Below are 17,162 nucleotides of genomic sequence, written 5' to 3'. Positions count from 1 at the left end.
TCTCCTGGGCGCTGATTTTGGCAGTTGGACGTGACGCTTCGGCCAGTTCGCGGCCTGCAGGAACAACTGAAGTCAAAGGTTCTAAGCCGGCTGCGTTTTCCTTTGCTCCGGCAAGCCGTCGAGTTCGCCAAGCAATTGGCACAGAAAGCCCAGCTTCAGCAACGGTACCGCGGCCGGCGCAGCGAGGTACGCACGCAGCGCACTCGACAGCACCTCCAGGCCGACAGAGTTCGCGCGGTCGAGTGCATCGTGCAGGCGCTGCCGCTGCGCCGCGGTCAATGCCATGCGCCCGGTGGCGGCCTGCGTCTCGGCCACTTCTGTCACTGGAGCGAGCAGGCGCGCCGCCAGCGTGGGCGCACCCACGGGCGCCGCCTGCCGCTGCTGCTGCCGCGCCTCGAGCATGCGCAGGATGCGGTTGGCGAGCGACGTCGTGCGCGCGGCCTCGTCGGCAAAGTCGAGCGACACCGTTTGCAGCGCCTTCTTCGCGTTGCTGCTCAGCACGGCGAGGGGCATGAGTTCGGTGCTCGCGGCAGAGCGCTCGATGCGCACCAGCACCGCATGCACCGGGGCACGGCGCGCGGCGAGGCGGTCGAGGTTGTCGACGCGCTGCCGGTGCTCCGGGCCAACGGGGATGCCAAGCCGCAGCCACCGGCCCGCGTCGTCCTGCACCAGCCAGTCGAGGCGCTGCTGTGCTTCGTCGAGCACCGGCGGGCGCGTGTCCGATGGCCGCAGCAGCACGGCATCGAAAGGCTCGGCCGAAAGGCCGGTGGCGGCGCGCAGGCGCACGCCCAGTTCGGACCAGTTGCCGCAGCCGATCGACTTCAGGCGCGGGTCGTCGGCCGTCCACGCAGGCAGGGGCTGGACACGCGTGGCGCCGCCGAGCGCCAGGCGGCCGTCTTGGGCAAGGCGGGGGTGTTCGAGGCGCAGGGCCGCTTCGCACACGCTCTGCGCGGCGCCCGCGCCGGACCACAGCGCGTTTGCGGACCATGCGCTGCTGCGCGTGAAGGCGGTGTCGCTTCCGTCGGGCCGTGCGAGCGAGGCCTGCAGCACGCGCGCACCCGCCAGGTCCCAGAACGCCACGGTGAGCCCGCGCGCGCCGCCGCGCGTCTGCCACCAGTGCGCACCGAGCGGCAGCAGGTCGAGTGCGGCCGATTCGTCGAAGTCGCGCTGGAGCCGGCCGCGCAGTGCGACGGCGAGTTCACCCTCGGCCCGCGCGAGCGCAGCGCACAGCGCATGGATGCGCGCCATGAGCGCGAAGGCGTCGCACTCCTCGGCGCGGTGGTCGCGCCGCACCAGCAGATCGACCGTGCCGCCAAGGTTGCGCAGCAAGGCGGCCAGGCGCGGCAAGCCCTCGCCGCGCGCGGACATGTTGAGTGCCAGGAGGCGCGCCGACGTCAACTCGCTCACGTGCGAGAGGCCGCCAGTGAGCAGTTCTTCCAGCATCGACTCCACCTGCAGCAGGAACGCGCGCTCTCGCTCGCCGAGGCGCACGGTGTCTTCGACCGGCGCGGGCCGCGCGCTCTCGGGCCATGCGAAGGGCTGCCCGTGCGCGCTGCGCAGCGCGGCAATGGCGATCAGGTGCACCGCCTTGCGTTCCGCGGCAGGCACCTCGGACACCATGCCCGCATAGCCCGCGCCCGCCACCCAGCGGCAGGAGGCGCCGAGCTCGGGCAAGTCCATGACGAGCGCGCCGCCTTGCACCCGCCATTCGACGACGCTGCTGGCGGCGGCTGCGGCGCGGCGCACGGCCGCCACGCCCGCGGCCTTGAAAAGCGCCGCGGCATCGAGCGCGAGGATTTCCGCGAGCGGGTCGGCACCGGGCGGTGCCTGTCTGTCTTGCTGCTCGTCTGAAGGCGCGCCGCCTGCGCTGCCTGGCGCGGCCGGCTCCAATGCACGCAGCCACAGCGCCGCGCCAAGTATGTGCTTGCAGATGCCCGGTGCCGGGCAGTCGCAGCGCGCCTGCTGCGGGCCGCGTGCATCGAGCTGCACGCGCTGGCCGTCGGCCGTCACCACCCCAGCTTCGGTGCCTTGCTCTGCCCATGCGATCTTGCCCGCCTCGACGTCCTTTGCGGCACGCCGAAGCAAGCCAGGGTTGGCGAGCGTGGCCAGCGTGTCGTCGTCGTAGGCGCGATAGCCGTCGTACCAGGCCATCAGTTCATCACTTCCGCGAGCCACTGCGCGAAATGCGTGGGCGTGAGGGCCGCAACGTGCATGCCCTTGTCGGCCAGGCGCTGCGCCATTTGCCGGTCGTACACGGGATTGGCCGATTCGTCCAGCGCGGCCAGGCCGAGCAGCTTGACGCGCGACTGTGCCATGCGCTGCACCGCGGCCAGGAGCGGCCCGGGCGCGGCGCCTTCCATGAAGTCGCTGATGAGCGCAAACACCGTGCGTTGCGGGTTGCCCACCAGCGACTCACAATACGCCACCGCACGGCCGATGTCGGTACCGCCGCCGAGTTGCACCGTGAGCAGCACCTCGACCGGATCGTGCGCCAGGTGCGTGAGGTCGACCACGCTGGTGTCGAACACCACGAGCTTCACTCGCACCGCGGGCAGCGAGCTCATGATGCCGGCAATGACGGCGCTGTAGATCACCGAATCCATCATCGAGCCGCTCTGGTCGACGCAAAGTACCACGTCCCAGGGCAGGTTGCGCTTCACGCGCGCATTGAAGCGCGGATGCTCGATGACGATTTGCTTGCGCTCCACGTCGTAATGCTTGAGGTTGGCCGCGATGGTGGCGCGCGCATCGAAGTTCTGCGCGCTCTTGATGTGCGAGCGCCGCATGCGGTTGCGCCGGCCGACGAGCGCGTTGACAAAGTCGTTCCTGAGCTTGCGCGTGATCTCGTCGACGGTTTTCTGGATCACCTCGCGCACCGCGTCGCGCATCTGGCCCGACAGCCGCCCGCGCATGCCCAGCAGTGCCTTGGCGAGGCCGGGCGTGGCGTCGAGCGAGCGCAGCACCGCCGGGTCGGAGAGCAGGTCGGTCAGCTGGTAGCGATCGATCGCCTGCGTCTGCATGCGCTCGAAGACCTCTTGCGGAAAGAGACTCCGCGATCGGTTGAGCCAGTCGACCGCGCGCAACTGGCTTGGGTCGAGCGAACCCGGCCCGCCGCTCGGCCGGGCCAGGCCGCGGCCTTCGTATTCGCGGCCGTAGAGATATTCGAGCGCCTGGTCGAGCTTCCAGTCGCCCGCCGAGAACTGCGTTTGCGACAGAGGTTGCGCCGCATAGCGGCCGAGGATCAGGCGCCAGCGGCGCAGGGTTTCTTCGGACGACATGCGCAATGCGTTCGCAAGGACGGGTGGAAGGAACGGTCGGGGAGAGGAGCGCCGGCAGCTTATCAGACGGCAGCGCGTGTCATGCTCACGCCGTCCTTGTCTCTTCCTAATGACCAGGTTTTGCGGGAGCGGCGGCAGAAACGGGCATGTACGACTCGTTGCTGCCCTTGAAACAGTGCAGGCAACGCGAGCGACAAAGGCGCCGAGCGTGTCGCCGTCACCAACAGCGTTGGGGCCACAGGAAATCGCCACCCTGGAAGCTGCCATCGAAGCTTGTGTGCAGGTCGGCCGAGCCGTGCCATCCCCCACAATATTCAGATGGCTTGATGACCAAAGGCTTCGATGCCCACTACAACCCCATTTCCGGCCGCGTGCAAAACAACGTGCGCTATCAAGGCGAGATGCTCGCTCTTTACGCGTTCAACAAATGCATGGTGGACAAGGGCATCTCCCTTGGGTAGCCGTGGACTGTCGAGCGAGCGGTAGTTGCGGCTCGCCGTGCGGCTGCTTTGGAGCGCCGGGAATGTCTCGTTCGGGCCCTGAGCAGTCCTTCAGACTTCTCGGAAGCGGTCGCTGTACACCCCGGTTTCCCTCGCTGGCCGCGCCTTTACCATGGTAGGTTCGACATCATGGAGCACACCAATCGCCGTCTAATTCGAGCACTGTGGGAAAAGCGACCAGAAGACATCCGCTCCTCGCCAGCCAACGAAGCGAAGCTGCTTGAGTTCGAGGCGGAGTTCGGCACTATCCCTGAGGACTTTCGTTGGTTCCTCACGGAGTGCGGTGGTGGCGTTGTCGGAAGCGAATGGGTTAACGACATCGAGCGGCTTGCCTCTTCGCACAGGAAGTATGAGCAGGAGCGCGGCACCGGCTACCGGCGTTCGAACATGTTTGTCATCGGATGGGACGGAGGGGGTCAGCCTTTCGGGCTTGACCCACTGACTCACGCGGTCGTCGTTGAAGCTGACGGAGAGATGCGGCAGCTAGTGTCCTGTCGCAGAAATACGTTTCGCAATCCGTTCGATCTTCTGCAGGATTGAATCGGCGGTTGCAACCCACTGGAACGGAGAGGCATCTGCGTTGTAGCGCTGCACGAACAGCTCGATTTGCTGCTTGAGCTGGCGCACACTGCTGAACGAGTTGCGACGAATGGCGCGCTCGGTGATCAGCGCGAACCAACGTTCAACCTGGTTCAACCATGAGCTGTAGGTGGGCGTGAAGTGCAGGTGCACTCGCGGGTTGCGCGCCAGCCATGCCTTGACCCTGGCGTGCTTGTGCGTCACGTAGTTGTCCACGATCAGATGCAGATCCAGCTCAGGCGGTGTCTGCTCGTCGATCTGACGCAGGAAGTCCAGGAACTCTTGGTGCCGATGCTTTGCGCGAATGCGCGAGATCACTTGCCCATTGGCCACATCGAGCGCGGCGAACAACGTCGTGGTGCCATGGCGAACGTAGTCGTGAGTGATGCCTTCGACGTAGCCCATCCCCATGGGCAGCACCGGCTGCGTACGCTCCAGCGCCTGGATCTGGCTCTTCTCGTCCACGCACAGCACCAGCGCATGATCGGGCGGGTTCAGGTAGAGCCCTGTGATGTCGCGCACCTTCTCGACGAAGGCCGGATCGTTGGAGAGCTTGAAGCTGCGGGAGCGATGCGGTGCAATGCTCGCCGCTCGGAACAGGCGATGCGCCATGTCCTTGCTGATGTTGGCCTCGGCCGCGAAGCTACGTACGCTCCAGTGAGTCTGCTTGCTCGGGCGCGTCTGCAGCGCCTGGTTCAGCAGATCCGCGACCCGCTGATCGTCCAGCGATCTCGGACGGCCAGGACGTGGTTCGCTGCGCAAGCCTGACAGTCCTTCCTCGACATAACGAGCACGCCACTTGCGCACCGTCGGTTGCGATACACCAAGTTGCCCGCCCACGTCGCCGGGGCCCATTCCGGCGGCCGTCATCAGAACAATCCGAACGCGCTGTGCGAGCGCTTGCGGCGTGCGTCTCGAGCGCGCAATCCTCTCAAGCTCGGTGCGCTGTTCCTGCGTCAAATCGATGGCTGCATCTGCTCGTACATGCATGGTCACCTCCGGTCATCAATGTACCGGGAACCACGCAAGATCTATGCAACGTATTTCTGCGACAGGACACTAGCACCTTCAATCGAGCACTTCTTACTTCGCGGACTGGCTGAATGACGGCTCATGGCCGTGTGCGGCGTATCAGCGGACGTCAAGTCCCGGACCGCGCATCATGCCAAAGCGCGTCAATCAGGGCGGCCGAAGCGGAGTCTCCTTCGACGGCGAGACGGTGCGGCATCTTTGCGTTGATGTCATCGAAGAGCGCTCCCGCCTCTTCTGCCCACAGTCCGAATTCGTTCCTCAACTGGTGGCCGAGCGTCATATGCAACCGCCAACCCGCCTCTTCCAGCGTACAGTTCCGAAGCACGTCCCTATCCTCAACGGACAGAATCGCTCGGGCTCTGGAGACTGCGTCCTCAAGTGTTCTTGGATAAATCATTGTTAGGCCTTTTGGCCGACTGCCGTCAGGGCCGCACCCCATGGTAGGTTGAAACCTCCACCCGCGGTTCAAAGCCTAGCTTCTCAGCTAGAACCACCGAGGGCCGGTTATTGGCCCAACAGTCCCAGTTTGGAACCAAGTCGTGTTTCAAACAATGATCCACGAAGGCACACGCCACCAACGTGCCAAGCCCACTGCGTTGATGGTCATCCGCGGTCAGGATGTCGATGTCGTGATGGCCCTGCCAAGCAAAGGCCGTGTAGCACATGCTGACGATGGAATCTTGATACATCGCGCAGAAGCCGATGCCGTGCTGCTCGAAGTGGGCGGCTGATTCCCAGTAGCTGCGACTGTAGGGATTGGCGACTTCGCGTATTCGCCGCATCAGGTTTTCGTCGATGCGACGGAGTTCGTAGCCCCCCGGAAGGGATTTCTCCCAGCCCTCCATACGCGCAAACCTTGAACGATTGAAACCGAAGTCAAGACGTCGTCGCTTCTTAACAGCGCTTCCGAGCTTGCTGTCCAGCACAACTTCCCATGCCTCAGGGAAGGCATAGAGGATGAAGTAATCCGAGCCCTGATACTCGAGCAGCCATTGGCACACCTTCTCGGCGAAGACAGGGTCATCGGCGGTACCGGCGAGCGTGCAGGCGCCGTTGTTGTAGACGAGGGACGCAGTTGGCCGCGCCGGATCGTTCGCGAATACGCGGCCACGCCCGATGCCGGAGATGACGGAATTGGGGATGCTGAGACCATACGGAAGACCGTCGAATAAGGGAGCGACGCGATGGAACTCCGAAGGTCTCAGTTCAAGCATTGTTGCGATTTGAGTTGGTCAGTTGAAGGGCTGCTTCTGGCCGTAGGCGGCAGTTGAGCGGGTTCATTCTGTGACACACGCTCGCAGCCACCTGAAGGCAGGATGTTCGCCCGGCAGGGTAGCTTCTGCCGCCGCATCCATCAAGCGAAGGCCGCGGTTGCTGTTGGTCAGCAGGACGACGGCTGACTGAGTTATTGGATTACCCATTGCGAAGGCCCTGATGCCGTCCATCTTTCCCCACTGGAAAAATATGCCGTCAGTTGCTTCAATTCCCCACCCGAGGCCCCAACCGATGTCTCGTTCAGTCTCGGGGGGACTGTCCATTAGATGGATAGCGTCCCCTCGCGGCACCATCACAGCAGGCGTCAACCATCTTTGGCGTGTCATCTCTCTCAACGACGAGCCATTGAGAACAGCGACCATGAACTTTGCGTAGTCGCCAGCTGTCGTCTGAAGGGAATAGGAGGCATGAGCGGCAGCTGGGCGATGCTTTTCAAGCCGCTTGTCACCCTCATGAGGCATCGCAAAGTCCTCGTTAAAGCGGTCATGCCATCGGAAGCTGGACGATTGCATCCCCAGCGGATCGAACACCAGGCGTTGTGCAAGCGCCTCTAACGGCTCGGTTGAGACGGCCTCGAGTGCCATTTGAAGGAAGGTAAAGCCGACGCTGGAATAGCTGAACCAACTCCCTGGCGGAAAGTGGCTCCGCAGCGGCTCGTCGCCCCGAAGGTTTGGCAGGCCTGAGGTGTGCGTCAAGACATGGCGGGCTGTGATGGATGACGAGGCGAGTTGTGGAGGAACGCCTTTCTGGACCATTCTGGACAAAGGTTCGTCGAGGTCGAGAGTACCGTAGTCCACGAGTTGAAGCGCAACGTATGCGGCGACAGGCTTGCTCAACGAGGCGACATCGAAAACCGTCGTTTCGACAACTGGCCGTTCGACGTCAAGTTCTGCCACGCCCATTGGCGTGACCTTTACCTTCCCATCTTCGATCGTGGCCAAGGCCACGCCCGGTATGGCCGCCGCGGCCATCAGACGGTGCATCGAGTTTCCGGAGGTTCGGCAATCGTTCATGTTGAGCGCGGATGTCAGGGAACGGAGCACGTCGTCCGCTTACAAGTGCGCATGCTGGCGAAGGTCCGGAATTGGCCGAGGCTGTGTGAAAAGACTTCCAGTCCCGCCCATCAAAAAATAAAATCGATGCACCGTTCCAAGCGAGGTGCCCATGAAGCGATTCATCGAAGGCGAAGACCGACAGCAGGTCGCGCTGTTGCCGGAATGTCTTGATGACTATATCGGCGAAGACAACCCGGTGCGAGTCGTCGACGCCTTCGTCGAGGAACTTGATCTTCAGGCACTCGGCTTCAAAGGCGCGGACCCAGCTGCTACCGGTCGGCCTGCGTACCACCCGGCGGTGCTTCTCAAGCTCTACATCTACGGCTACCTGAACCGCATCCAGTCCAGCCGGCGTCTGGAGCGCGAGGCCCAGCGCAACGTCGAACTGATGTGGCTCACTGGCCGCCTTGCCCCGGACTTCAAGACCATTGCCGACTTCCGTCACGACAACGGCGCGGGCATCCGCAACGTCTGCAAGCGCTTCGTGGGCATGTGCCGGGAGCTCAAGCTGTTCACGCAGGCCATCGTGGCCATCGATGGCAGCAAGTTCAAGGCCGTCAACAGCCGCGACCGCAATGTCACCCCCGCCAAGATCGATGCGCGCCAGCGCCAGATCGAACAGAGCATCCAGCGCTACCTCGACGTGCTGGAGACGGCGGATCGCACACAGCCTGCTGAAGTGGAAGCGAAGACCGAACGCCTGCAGGACAAGATCCGAACCCTGCGCGCGCAGATGCGCCAGCTCGACGAGACCCAGGAGCAATTGAAGAAGCTGCCCGACGGGCAGATCTCCACCACCGACCCCGATGCCCGTTCGATGAACTCGCAGGCCAAGGGCTCGGGCCTGGTGGGCTACAACGTGCAGACGGCGGTCGATGCCAAGCACCATCTCATCGTGGCACACGAGGTGACGAACATCGGCAACGACCGGGCCCAGTTGAGCAAGATGGCCAAGGCGGCACGTGAGGCGATGGACACGAAGAAGCTGCAGGCCTTCGCCGACCGTGGCTACTTCAACGGCACCGAGCTCAAGGCCTGCGAGGACGCGGGCATCACGGCCTTCGTGCCCAAGCCCATGACCTCGGGCGCCAAGGCTGCGGGTCGCTTCGACAAGAGCGACTTCATCTACATCGCGAAGGACGATGAGTACCAGTGCCCTGCGGGCGAGCAGGCCATTTACCGGTTCAGCACGCTGGAGAAGAACGGGCTCAACGCGCATGTCTACTGGACCAGCGCCTGCCCCACATGCGCGATCAAAGACCAATGCACGACAGGCGACTTCCGACGCATCCGCCGATGGGAACATGAAGAAGTACTCGAGCGTGTGCAGCAGCGCCTGGACAAGAAGCCCAAGGCCATGACCTTGCGACGGCGCACCGTGGAGCATGTCTTCGGGACGTTGAAGCACTGGATGGGCTCGACGCACTTCCTGACGAAGACGCTGGCGCATGTGGGCACCGAGATGAGCCTGCATGTGCTGGCTTACAACCTCAAGCGAGTGATCGCCATCCTGGGAATGAGAAGAATGATGAAGGCGGTGCGGCTGGTGGGGCCATGAGCCTCTTTACGGCGCTTCAACGGGTGCAGAGGGCCGCTGGGCTTCAAATCCATTCGTGCCCGTCTACGACGACTGGATGGCCTGCGAGGCTGGCGGTTGCCCTCGTGACGCGGATGCTCGGCATACTGGAGCGCCGAGAGCGTTTCCACACAACCTCGGCCGACTGTAGCCGCTGGTCCCCTGCGGCTGCCATCGAGGAACGCCGCAACTTTCTCGGCCAATGCAGGGTCGGAAGACCGTATCGCCAAGGTTGCGGGTTGGTCAGCGATTGGGTCAACAGTAACGAATTGCCCGGGCTCGCCGCGAAGAGACAGCGTCAGTTCGGTCCACTCCTCATCGTCTGGAGTTCGGCTGTTTCCGTCAGAGTCGATGTTGCAGTCGGGTCCCCACAGATACGCCGCGAGTTTCCAGTACGCAGGGCGCCGCGCCGCGGCGCTGACATGTACAACGTGAGTTGACGAGGAGGGACTTGAGGTCACGTCATCAATTTCCGGTGGTGGTCGCGAAAGTCCGGACGGTCGACCCCGGGCTGACAGTGAGAGGCTCCTGACCATATCTTTCCGATTTCGTAGATGCATCAGCGTGCCATCGTACTTGAGCCGCCTGTTGCGCGATGGAACGCCGGACATACCATTCACTGTCTATGGATCCGCTCCACAAGAAAGCCATCACGCAAGGAGTTGCGGGAATGGCCGTTCTCGTTGCCTTCGTCTTCTTGCCCACGGGCACGTGGCAATACTGGCAAGGCTGGCTCTTTGTCGCCGTCTTTTCTCTCTCGACCATCGGCTTCACTGTCCATCTTGCCCTCCACGACAGGCCGCTGCTCGAGCGCCGCATGAATGCCGGACCGCAGCATGAGAAAGAGTGGCCGCAGAAGATCATTGTGTCGCTCATCATCCTCGCGTTTTTCATCTTCATCATCCTGCCCGCACTCGATTACCGATTTGGCGTCTCGCCGGTTCCCGCTTATATGTCCCTTGCAGGGAACATCGTGATCGTGGTGTCCTTCCTCTTTATTTTCTGGGTGCTGAAGGTCAATAGTTATGCAGCAGCCAACATCAGCGTCGCGGGCGACCAGAAGGTGATCGACAGCGGCCCCTACGCCCATGTGCGTCATCCTATGTACGCTGGCGCGCTCTGGCTTTTCATCGGCATGCCGCTCGCACTCGGCTCGTGGCTCACGATCTGCCTCCTCCCGCTCGTCCTGCCGGTGCTGATCTGGCGACTTCTTGATGAGGAAAAGATCTTGCGCCGTGATCTTCCCGGCTACAACGAATACGCAAGCCGTGTGCGTCATCGCCTCATTCCCTATGTCTGGTAGGTAGCCGGGCGGCCTTGGCGCTCAATCGGCGGCCATTGCGCGGCCGGCGCCTTCCGGCGATTCACTGCGCCGTGATGCAACGGTTGCGCCCCGCGCGCTGTTCGACCTTGTAGCAATGCAGCGGGAAAACCCGCGCCCCACGGCCCGCGCGATGCGCGCAAGAGCCCCTGGAAGCCCGCATCGCGCGTGGCATGGAGATTGCCCTTGACTCCCGTGAAGGCATGCCCGCATGGCACGCCCGAGCCGCTATCCACACCCACGAGGAGACATCCATGCAATTGAAGCTCTTGAACGCGCTCATGGCCATCGGCCTGGCCGCGGCCGGCAGCGCCGGCGCGCAAGTCACGGACAAGATGATCCAGTCCGAAGCCACGGCGAACGGCAACGTCCTGACCTGGGGGGTCAATACCCAGGGCCAGCGCTACTCGCCGCTGAAGCAGGTCAACACCGGCACCGTGTCCCGGCTCGCGCCGGCATGGGCCTTCTCCTTCGGCGGGGAGAAGCAGCGCGGCCAGGAGGCGCAGCCCGTGATCCACAAGGGCAAGATGTTCGTGACGGCCTCGTACTCGCGCATCTACGCGCTCGACGCCACCACCGGCAAGAAATTGTGGAAGTACGAGCACCGCCTGCCCGAGGGCATCATGCCCTGCTGCGACGTGGTCAACCGCGGCGCGGCGCTGTACGACAACCTGGTGATCTTCGCCACGCTCGACGCGCAGCTGGTGGCGCTCGACCAGAACACCGGCGACGTGGTCTGGAAGGAGAAGATCGACGACTACGCGGCCGGCTACTCGGCCACCGCGGCGCCGATCATCGCCAACGGCCTGATCCTCACGGGGGTGTCGGGCGGCGAGTTCGGCATCGTCGGCCGCGTCGAGGCGCGCGACGCCAGGACGGGCAGCATGGTGTGGTCGCGCCCCACGGTGGAAGGCCACATGGGCTACACCTACGACAACGACGGCAACAAGAAGGAGGCGGGCGTCTCGGGCACGGTCAACAAGAGCTGGCCGGGCGACCTCTGGAAGACCGGTGGCGCCGCCACCTGGCTGGGCGGCACCTTCGATCCCAAGACCGGCCTGGCCTACTTCGGCACCGGAAACCCGGCGCCGTGGAACAGCCACCTGCGCAAGGGCGACAACCTGTTCTCGTGCTCGACGGTGGCCATCGACGTGAAGACCGGCCAGATCAAGTGGCACTACCAGAACACGCCCAGCGACAGCTGGGACTTCGACGGCGTGAACGAGTTCGTCACCTTCGACATGGACGGCCGGCGCGTGGGCGGCAAGGCCGACCGCAACGGCTACTTCTACGTGAACGACGCCACCACCGGCCAGCTGCTCAACGCCTTCCCCTTCGTGAGGAAGACGACCTGGGCCAACGGCATCGACCTGAAGACCGGCCGCCCGAACTACGTGGCCGAGAACCGCCCGGGCGATCCCGTTGCGGGCGGCGACGGCAAGAAGGGCAGCTCGGTCTTCGCGGCGCCTGGCTTCCTGGGCGGCAAGAACCAGATGCCGATGGCCTACAGCCCCGACACCAAGATGTTCTACGTGCCCGCCAACGAATGGGGCATGGACATCTGGAACGAACCGGTGGCCTACAAGAAGGGCGCGGCCTATCTCGGCTCGGGCTTCACCATCAAGCCGCTCAACGAGGACTACATCGGCGCGCTGCGCGCGATCGATCCCAAGAGCGGCAAGATCGCATGGGAGATCAAGAACGGTGCGCCGCTGTGGGGCGGCGTGCTCACCACTGGCGGCAACCTGGTGTTCTGGGGCACGCCCGAGGGCTACCTGAAGGCGGCCGACGCCAAGACCGGCAAGGTGCTGTGGGAGTTCCAGACCGGCTCGGGCGTGGTCGCGCCGCCGGTCACCTGGCAGCAGGGCGGCGAGCAGTACGTGGCCGTGGTCTCGGGCTGGGGCGGCGCGGTGCCGCTGTGGGGTGGCGAGGTGGCCAAGAAGGTCAACCTGCTGGAGCAGGGCGGCATGGTGTGGGTCTTCAAGATCCCTTCCGCCGGCAGCGCGCGCACCGCCCGCGCGGGCGAGGCCCGCGTGGCGTCCAACTGAAGGAGGCGGCATGACGGATCGCAACAGCGAAGGGCGCCGCGGCGCCTCCCGCCGGGAGTTCGTCGGCCGCGCGGCCGGCGGCGCCTGCCTGCTGGCAGTGCTGCCGGTGCGCGTGCTGGCCGCGCCGCCGCGCGCCGAGGAAAGCGACGAGACGGCCGTGCAGTTGGGCTACAGGCACGACACGAAGAGCGTCGACAAGAAGAAGTACCCGCGCCATGCGGCCACGCAGGAGTGCGTGAACTGCGCGATGTGGCAGGGCACGCCCGCCGATGCCTGGGCGGGCTGCGCGATGTTCGGCCGCAAGCAGATCGCGGCCAAGGGCTGGTGCCAGGCTTGGGCGCCCAAGCCTGCCTGAGCGGCGCGGGCGCTGCTGCTACGGCATCGGCCGCCGCGCGGCCGGCTCGATCTGCAGGCCGGGCGTGGCCTCCCAGCGCCCGGCCTTGTCGACCCACAGCGCATCGACCTGCCACTGGCGCGCGACCTGCCGCGCCTGCCCGGGCCCGGCAACGAAGAACACCTTGGTGAGCGCATCGGCCAGCGCGCCGCTGGGCGCCGCCACCGTCACGGCCGACAGGGCCGGCGGCGAATAGCCGGTGTGCGGATCGACGATGTGGTGGTGCCGGCGGTCGGCGCTGAAGAAGGTCTGGCTGTCGGCCGAGGTGGCCACGCAGCGCCCGTCGGCCAGCAGCCGCGCGATCAGCGCGGATTCGGCCTGCGGGTCGGCGATGCCGAGCGACCAGGCCTGCGTGCCGCCGCGCAGCCCGAGCGGCGCGAACTCGCCGGCATCGACCAGCGCATGCCGGATGCCGCACGCCGCCAGCGCCTGCCGCACGCGGTCCGCCGCATAGCCTTGCGCGATGCCGTTGAGCGTCACGGCCATGCCCGGCGCGTCGAAGCGCACCAGCCGATGCTGCGCATCGAGCGCGCGCCAGTCGACCCGCGCGCGCGCCGCCGCCACTTCCCGCGCGTCCGGCAGGCGGCCTTCGCGCTGCGCGGCCGCGAAGGCCTCCCACAGCGGCTGCACCGTCACGTCGAAGGCGCCGCGGCTCTCGCGCGACACCTCGTGCGCAATGCGCAGCACCGCCAGCAGCTCCTCGGGCGGCGAGTCCAGCCGGCCCTCGCGGTTCAGCCGCGAGAGCGCGCTGGCGGGATCGAACAGGCTCATCTGCGCCTCGATGCGGCGCAGCAGCGCCACGCCTTCGTCCAGCGCGCGTTCCACGACCGCCTCGTGCTCGTGCCCGGCCTGCAGGCTCAGCGCGGTGCCAAAGCCCAGCAGGTCGCGCCGGCTCCAGTGCAGCGCGGTGACGGCCGGCGCCAGGGCCGCGCCACCGGCCAGCGCGCCCAGGCCGAGCGACAGGCGCAGCAGCTGGCGCCGCTTCATGCCGCACTCCGGACGGCGGCCGCCGCCTGCACCGCAATCACCCGCTGGCGCCCGCGCGCGATCAGCGGCGCGCAGCGCTCGGGACTGTCGTGGATGGCCACGCAATCCAGGCACTGGAAGCACTCGCCGTAGACGATCGCGCCGTCGGGCTTGATCGCCTGGTACTCGCAGCGGTGCCGGCAGGTCTGGCAGGGCGTGCCGCATTCGGCGCGGCGCGGAATCCACTTCAGCAGCCGCGCATGCCCGAGCAGCTTGAGCCCCGCGCCCAGTGGGCACAGGTAGCGGCAGAAGCCCTTGTAGAGCACCAGGTTCAGCAGCACCAGGCCGCCCGCCCAGGCCACGAAGGGCCAGGCGCGCACGAAGTTCAGCGTGATCGCGGTCTTGAAGGGCTCGACTTCCACCGCCCGGTCGGTCCACGCGGGCGAGACGGCCGCCAGCACGAGGATGGCCGCCAGCACCACGTACTTGAGCCGCTTGAGCCGCGCATCGACATCGCGGTGCAGCCGCAGGTGCTTCTTGCCCAGGCCCGCGCGCCGCGCGATCTGCGCCGCCAGTTCCTGCAGCGCGCCGAAGGGGCAGAGCCAGCCGCAGAAGGTGCCGCGTCCCCACGCCACCAGCGTGAGCGCGACGAAGGCCCACAGCGCCACGCTCATCGGGTCGTACAGCAGGAAGCCCAGCGAGCGCCCGGCCGCCAGCGCCTGGATCGCGGCGGTGACGTGGACGATCGAGAGCTGGCCCTGCGCGAACCAGCCGATGAAGACCAGCGTGAAGACCAGGTAGCCGGTGCGAAAACGCGCCAGCCGCGCGGGCGTGGCGACGATCCAGCGCGGCCGCGCCAGCACCAGCGCCAGCAGCGCCAGCGCACCCGCGAGCACCGCCAGCTCCCAGGCGCGCGCATGCCACACGGCCTGCCAGCCCTTGGTGTCGTCCTGCGGCGCAATCACCTGGTCGGCCGGCAGCCGGTAGGGCAGGGCGAAGTCGCGGCTCACCCGCTCGCCGTAGAGCATGCCCTTCTCGCGCGTCACGCGCAGCGCAAAGTCCAGTGGCCGGGCCGGGTCCAGGCCGGCCGGCCCGATGACGCGGAAGACCTTGGCATCGGCATGGCGCAGCGCGGCCGGCAGCCGCAGCGGATCGTCCAGGTCGAGGTCGCGCAGCTCCAGCGGCAGCTCGCCCTGCCGGAGCGTCAGGCGGTCCGGCACGGCGCCGCGCACGAAGCTCTCGCCCACGAAGCTGTAGCGGCCGGTGGCGATCGCCAACAGCGCATGGTCGCCTTCGTCGATGCGGCCGAGCAGGTGCTGCCAGCCTGCTTCGGACAGCAGGTTGCGGCCCACCGCCGGAACGTTCAGGTAGGCCAGGTACAGCTCGCTGAAGGTTTCGCCGGAGGCCGCGCCGGTGCCCTCCGCCTCCTCGACGCCCGTGCCCGCAAAGGCGCGTTCCACCTGGCCGCGCGAAAGCCGCACGCGCTGCACCAGCCCGGCCTGCAGCAGCGCGTCCCAGTCCATCGGCCGGAAGCCGTCGCGCCGCACGCGCGCCAGCAGGGCCGGGTCGCTGCCGGCGCCAAAGCCGAGCCGGGCGCGCGCCACTTGCAGTGCCGAAGCGAGCAGGCTCTGGTGGAGGATGCGCACCGACGCGGTGGCCTTGGCGACCCCGTCGATGTAGACGTTGGCGCTGCCCTGCTGCTCGCCGCGGTTGGCGTTGGAGCCGATCTTGATGTTCTGCCGCAGCGACAGCCCCTTGTATTGCTCGGCGAAGCGCAAGAGCGGCCCTTCGCCCAGCCCCTCGAGGAACACCGGCTCGTGGTGCGAGAGCACGCGCACGTCGAGGAACGCGCCCTTCGCATCCAGCGCCACCAGCAGGTTGATCGGCGTGCCCGAGAAGCCGGGGATCGGCGCCAGGTCGACCGACTCGAAGACGTAGCCCGCGAGCACCGGGCTGGTCATGTCCTGCTTGAAGATCGGCCAGACCGGCAGCTGCGCGTCCTTCTCGCCCACGCTCCACGGCGGCGGGAAATGCCGCTGCAGCGCGGCGCGCGTCATCACGCCTGCCTGCGCCGCCAGCGCCAGGCCCGTCAGCAGCAGTGCCGCCAGCAATCGCCGACCGGTCACAGCGTGATCTCCATGCCGTCGTAGGCCACCTCGATGCCATGGCCTTCGAGCAGCTGGCGCTGCGCGCTCGCGGCATCGAGGATCGGGTTGCTGTTGTTGATGTGGGTCAGCACCTTGCGCCGCGCCGGCGTGGCCAGCAGCGCGTCCACCATGCCGGCGCGCGGGCCGGTGCCGGTCTGCGGCAGGTGGCCCATGTCGCTGGCGCTGCGGGTGCCCAGGCCGGCATGGCGCATCTCGTCCTCGGTCCAGAAGGTGCCGTCCAGCAGCAGGCAGTCGGCGTCGTGCATCCAGCGCAGCTCCTCGGGGCCGACCTCGGCCAGGCCCGGCGCGTAGAAGAGGCGCTGGCCGCCCTGCAGGTCCTCGATCAGCAGCGCGATGTTGTCGCCCACGGTCTGCTCGCGGCGGTGCGGCGAATAGGGCGGCGCCTTGCCGGGAATGGCCACCGCGGTGAAGCGCAGCGAAGGAAAGCCGGCCACGCCGAAGTCGATGCGCGTCTGCGTGCCGGCCACCGCCAGCATGTGCCAGCGCGTGCCGCAGTAGTGCTCCAGCACGCCCAGCACGGGAAAGGAGGTGGTCAGGTCCTCGAACACGCAGGGCGTGGCATAGAGGTCGATGCGGGGCCCTTCGCGCAGCCCGAGCAGCCCGGCGACGTGGTCGATCTGCGCATCCATCAGCACCACCGCCTTGATCGGCGTGTCGCGCAGGCCGTGGCGCGGATGCAGCTGGGGGTGGCTGCGGATCTGCTGGCCGATGTCGGGCGAGGCGTTGAGCAGCACCCACGATTCGCCGTCCGCGGAAACGGCGACCGAGCTTTGCGTGCGCGCGCAGGCATCGAGCACGCCCTGGCGCTGGCCCGCGCACAGCCGGCAGTTGCAGTTCCATTGCGGAAAACCGCCGCCCGCGCCGGAGCCGAGGACCAGGACTTTCATGAATCCTCGAACGCGGTGGCCGGCCGTTGCATGAAGTCTCCTCGTGTGGGCTGCACGAGTGGCATGGCGCAAGTCGCATGCCT

General features: G+C 66.3%; 15 protein-coding genes. 6 read left to right on the top strand and 9 right to left on the bottom strand.

Going from position 1 to position 17,162, the window contains the following annotated elements:
* Positions 1-81 precede the first annotated feature (81 nt).
* Together ACAM58_RS31010 and ACAM58_RS31005 are read right to left on the bottom strand one after the other, a co-directional pair.
* Positions 82-2,151: an SWIM zinc finger family protein gene (locus ACAM58_RS31010; protein ID WP_369664647.1), complete on the bottom strand. Its 2,070-nt coding sequence runs from the start codon at positions 2,149-2,151 to the stop codon at positions 82-84.
* Positions 2,151-3,278: a VWA domain-containing protein gene (locus tag ACAM58_RS31005; RefSeq protein WP_015866256.1), complete on the bottom strand. Its 1,128-nt coding sequence runs from the start codon at positions 3,276-3,278 to the stop codon at positions 2,151-2,153. Before ACAM58_RS31005 ends, ACAM58_RS31010 begins: the two co-directional genes overlap by 1 nt.
* Before the next feature lie 326 nt (positions 3,279-3,604).
* Here ACAM58_RS31005 and ACAM58_RS31000 point away from each other — a divergent pair, with 326 nt between their 5' ends.
* The gene (locus tag ACAM58_RS31000; protein ID WP_015866257.1) at positions 3,605-3,739 is read left to right on the top strand and encodes a hypothetical protein; all 135 of its coding nucleotides are present in this window, start codon (positions 3,605-3,607) and stop codon (positions 3,737-3,739) included.
* 168 nt (positions 3,740-3,907) lie between these two features.
* Positions 3,908-4,318 carry an SMI1/KNR4 family protein gene (locus ACAM58_RS30995; RefSeq protein WP_369664646.1) on the top strand — a complete coding sequence of 137 codons (411 nt, stop codon included), beginning with the start codon at positions 3,908-3,910 and terminating at the stop codon, positions 4,316-4,318.
* On the opposite strand, the gene ACAM58_RS30990 is transcribed toward ACAM58_RS30995, so the two are convergent.
* The 4 genes from ACAM58_RS30990 to ACAM58_RS30975 form a co-directional block, all read right to left on the bottom strand.
* Positions 4,262-5,347 (bottom strand): IS630 family transposase, encoded by a 1,086-nt coding sequence (locus ACAM58_RS30990; protein ID WP_369664645.1) that lies wholly within the window; start codon positions 5,345-5,347, stop codon positions 4,262-4,264. The two genes, ACAM58_RS30995 and ACAM58_RS30990, sit on opposite strands and share 57 nt — an antisense overlap.
* Positions 5,348-5,498: 151 nt before the next feature.
* Positions 5,499-5,786 (bottom strand): DUF6794 domain-containing protein, encoded by a 288-nt coding sequence (locus ACAM58_RS30985; RefSeq protein WP_369664644.1) that lies wholly within the window; start codon positions 5,784-5,786, stop codon positions 5,499-5,501.
* Positions 5,787-5,811: 25 nt separating this feature from the next.
* Positions 5,812-6,603, bottom strand: coding sequence for a GNAT family N-acetyltransferase (locus ACAM58_RS30980; protein WP_369664643.1), 792 nt, complete (start codon positions 6,601-6,603; stop codon positions 5,812-5,814).
* A gap of 63 nt (positions 6,604-6,666) precedes the next feature.
* Positions 6,667-7,647, bottom strand: a complete 981-nt coding sequence (locus ACAM58_RS30975; RefSeq protein WP_369664642.1) for a serine hydrolase domain-containing protein — start codon at positions 7,645-7,647, stop codon at positions 6,667-6,669.
* Between the two features lie 181 nt (positions 7,648-7,828).
* Here ACAM58_RS30975 and ACAM58_RS30970 point away from each other — a divergent pair, with 181 nt between their 5' ends.
* From ACAM58_RS30970 to ACAM58_RS30955, 4 genes are all read left to right on the top strand, one after another.
* The gene (locus ACAM58_RS30970) at positions 7,829-9,277 is read left to right on the top strand and encodes an IS1182 family transposase (protein WP_015867268.1); all 1,449 of its coding nucleotides are present in this window, start codon (positions 7,829-7,831) and stop codon (positions 9,275-9,277) included.
* A 688-nt stretch (positions 9,278-9,965) separates the two neighbouring features.
* Positions 9,966-10,598 carry an isoprenylcysteine carboxylmethyltransferase family protein gene (locus ACAM58_RS30965; protein ID WP_369664641.1) on the top strand — a complete coding sequence of 211 codons (633 nt, stop codon included), beginning with the start codon at positions 9,966-9,968 and terminating at the stop codon, positions 10,596-10,598.
* Between the two features lie 272 nt (positions 10,599-10,870).
* The gene (locus tag ACAM58_RS30960; RefSeq protein ID WP_369664640.1) at positions 10,871-12,664 is read left to right on the top strand and encodes a PQQ-dependent methanol/ethanol family dehydrogenase; all 1,794 of its coding nucleotides are present in this window, start codon (positions 10,871-10,873) and stop codon (positions 12,662-12,664) included.
* A 10-nt stretch (positions 12,665-12,674) separates the two neighbouring features.
* Positions 12,675-13,019 carry a high-potential iron-sulfur protein gene (locus tag ACAM58_RS30955; RefSeq protein ID WP_369664639.1) on the top strand — a complete coding sequence of 115 codons (345 nt, stop codon included), beginning with the start codon at positions 12,675-12,677 and terminating at the stop codon, positions 13,017-13,019.
* An 18-nt stretch (positions 13,020-13,037) separates the two neighbouring features.
* Here ACAM58_RS30955 and ACAM58_RS30950 read toward each other — a convergent pair whose 3' ends face one another.
* From ACAM58_RS30950 to pqqB, 3 genes are read right to left on the bottom strand one after another with little or no spacing between them, the layout of a single operon-like run.
* Positions 13,038-14,045: an FAD:protein FMN transferase gene (locus ACAM58_RS30950; protein WP_369664638.1), complete on the bottom strand. Its 1,008-nt coding sequence runs from the start codon at positions 14,043-14,045 to the stop codon at positions 13,038-13,040.
* Positions 14,042-16,150: a 4Fe-4S binding protein gene (locus ACAM58_RS30945; RefSeq protein WP_369664637.1), complete on the bottom strand. Its 2,109-nt coding sequence runs from the start codon at positions 16,148-16,150 to the stop codon at positions 14,042-14,044. Before ACAM58_RS30945 ends, ACAM58_RS30950 begins: the two co-directional genes overlap by 4 nt.
* Positions 16,147-17,079: a pyrroloquinoline quinone biosynthesis protein PqqB gene (pqqB, locus tag ACAM58_RS30940; RefSeq protein WP_369664636.1), complete on the bottom strand. Its 933-nt coding sequence runs from the start codon at positions 17,077-17,079 to the stop codon at positions 16,147-16,149. The genes ACAM58_RS30945 and pqqB overlap by 4 nt, the downstream gene beginning before the upstream one ends.
* Positions 17,080-17,162: the final 83 nt, after the last annotated feature.

This window comes from Variovorax sp. V116 (assembly GCF_041154435.1).
In the GTDB taxonomy this organism is placed as follows: Bacteria; Pseudomonadota; Gammaproteobacteria; order Burkholderiales; family Burkholderiaceae_C; genus Variovorax; species Variovorax paradoxus.
The sequence above is the reverse complement of the archived record's forward strand: the minus strand, read 5'-3'. Positions and strand labels throughout refer to the sequence as shown.

Coding starts and splice junctions, on each gene's coding strand:
- ACAM58_RS30975 (WP_369664642.1), bottom strand. CDS start 7,647: ATGCACCGTCTGATGGCCGCGGCGGCCATACCGGGCGTGGCCTTGGCC.
- pqqB (WP_369664636.1), bottom strand. CDS start 17,079: ATGAAAGTCCTGGTCCTCGGCTCCGGCGCGGGCGGCGGTTTTCCGCAA.
- ACAM58_RS30965 (WP_369664641.1), top strand. CDS start 9,966: ATGGCCGTTCTCGTTGCCTTCGTCTTCTTGCCCACGGGCACGTGGCAA.
- ACAM58_RS30980 (WP_369664643.1), bottom strand. CDS start 6,603: ATGCTTGAACTGAGACCTTCGGAGTTCCATCGCGTCGCTCCCTTATTC.
- ACAM58_RS31005 (WP_015866256.1), bottom strand. CDS start 3,278: ATGTCGTCCGAAGAAACCCTGCGCCGCTGGCGCCTGATCCTCGGCCGC.
- ACAM58_RS30995 (WP_369664646.1), top strand. CDS start 3,908: ATGGAGCACACCAATCGCCGTCTAATTCGAGCACTGTGGGAAAAGCGA.
- ACAM58_RS30950 (WP_369664638.1), bottom strand. CDS start 14,045: ATGAAGCGGCGCCAGCTGCTGCGCCTGTCGCTCGGCCTGGGCGCGCTG.
- ACAM58_RS31010 (WP_369664647.1), bottom strand. CDS start 2,151: ATGGCCTGGTACGACGGCTATCGCGCCTACGACGACGACACGCTGGCC.
- ACAM58_RS30970 (WP_015867268.1), top strand. CDS start 7,829: ATGAAGCGATTCATCGAAGGCGAAGACCGACAGCAGGTCGCGCTGTTG.
- ACAM58_RS30960 (WP_369664640.1), top strand. CDS start 10,871: ATGCAATTGAAGCTCTTGAACGCGCTCATGGCCATCGGCCTGGCCGCG.
- ACAM58_RS30985 (WP_369664644.1), bottom strand. CDS start 5,786: ATGATTTATCCAAGAACACTTGAGGACGCAGTCTCCAGAGCCCGAGCG.
- ACAM58_RS31000 (WP_015866257.1), top strand. CDS start 3,605: ATGACCAAAGGCTTCGATGCCCACTACAACCCCATTTCCGGCCGCGTG.
- ACAM58_RS30955 (WP_369664639.1), top strand. CDS start 12,675: ATGACGGATCGCAACAGCGAAGGGCGCCGCGGCGCCTCCCGCCGGGAG.
- ACAM58_RS30990 (WP_369664645.1), bottom strand. CDS start 5,347: ATGCATGTACGAGCAGATGCAGCCATCGATTTGACGCAGGAACAGCGC.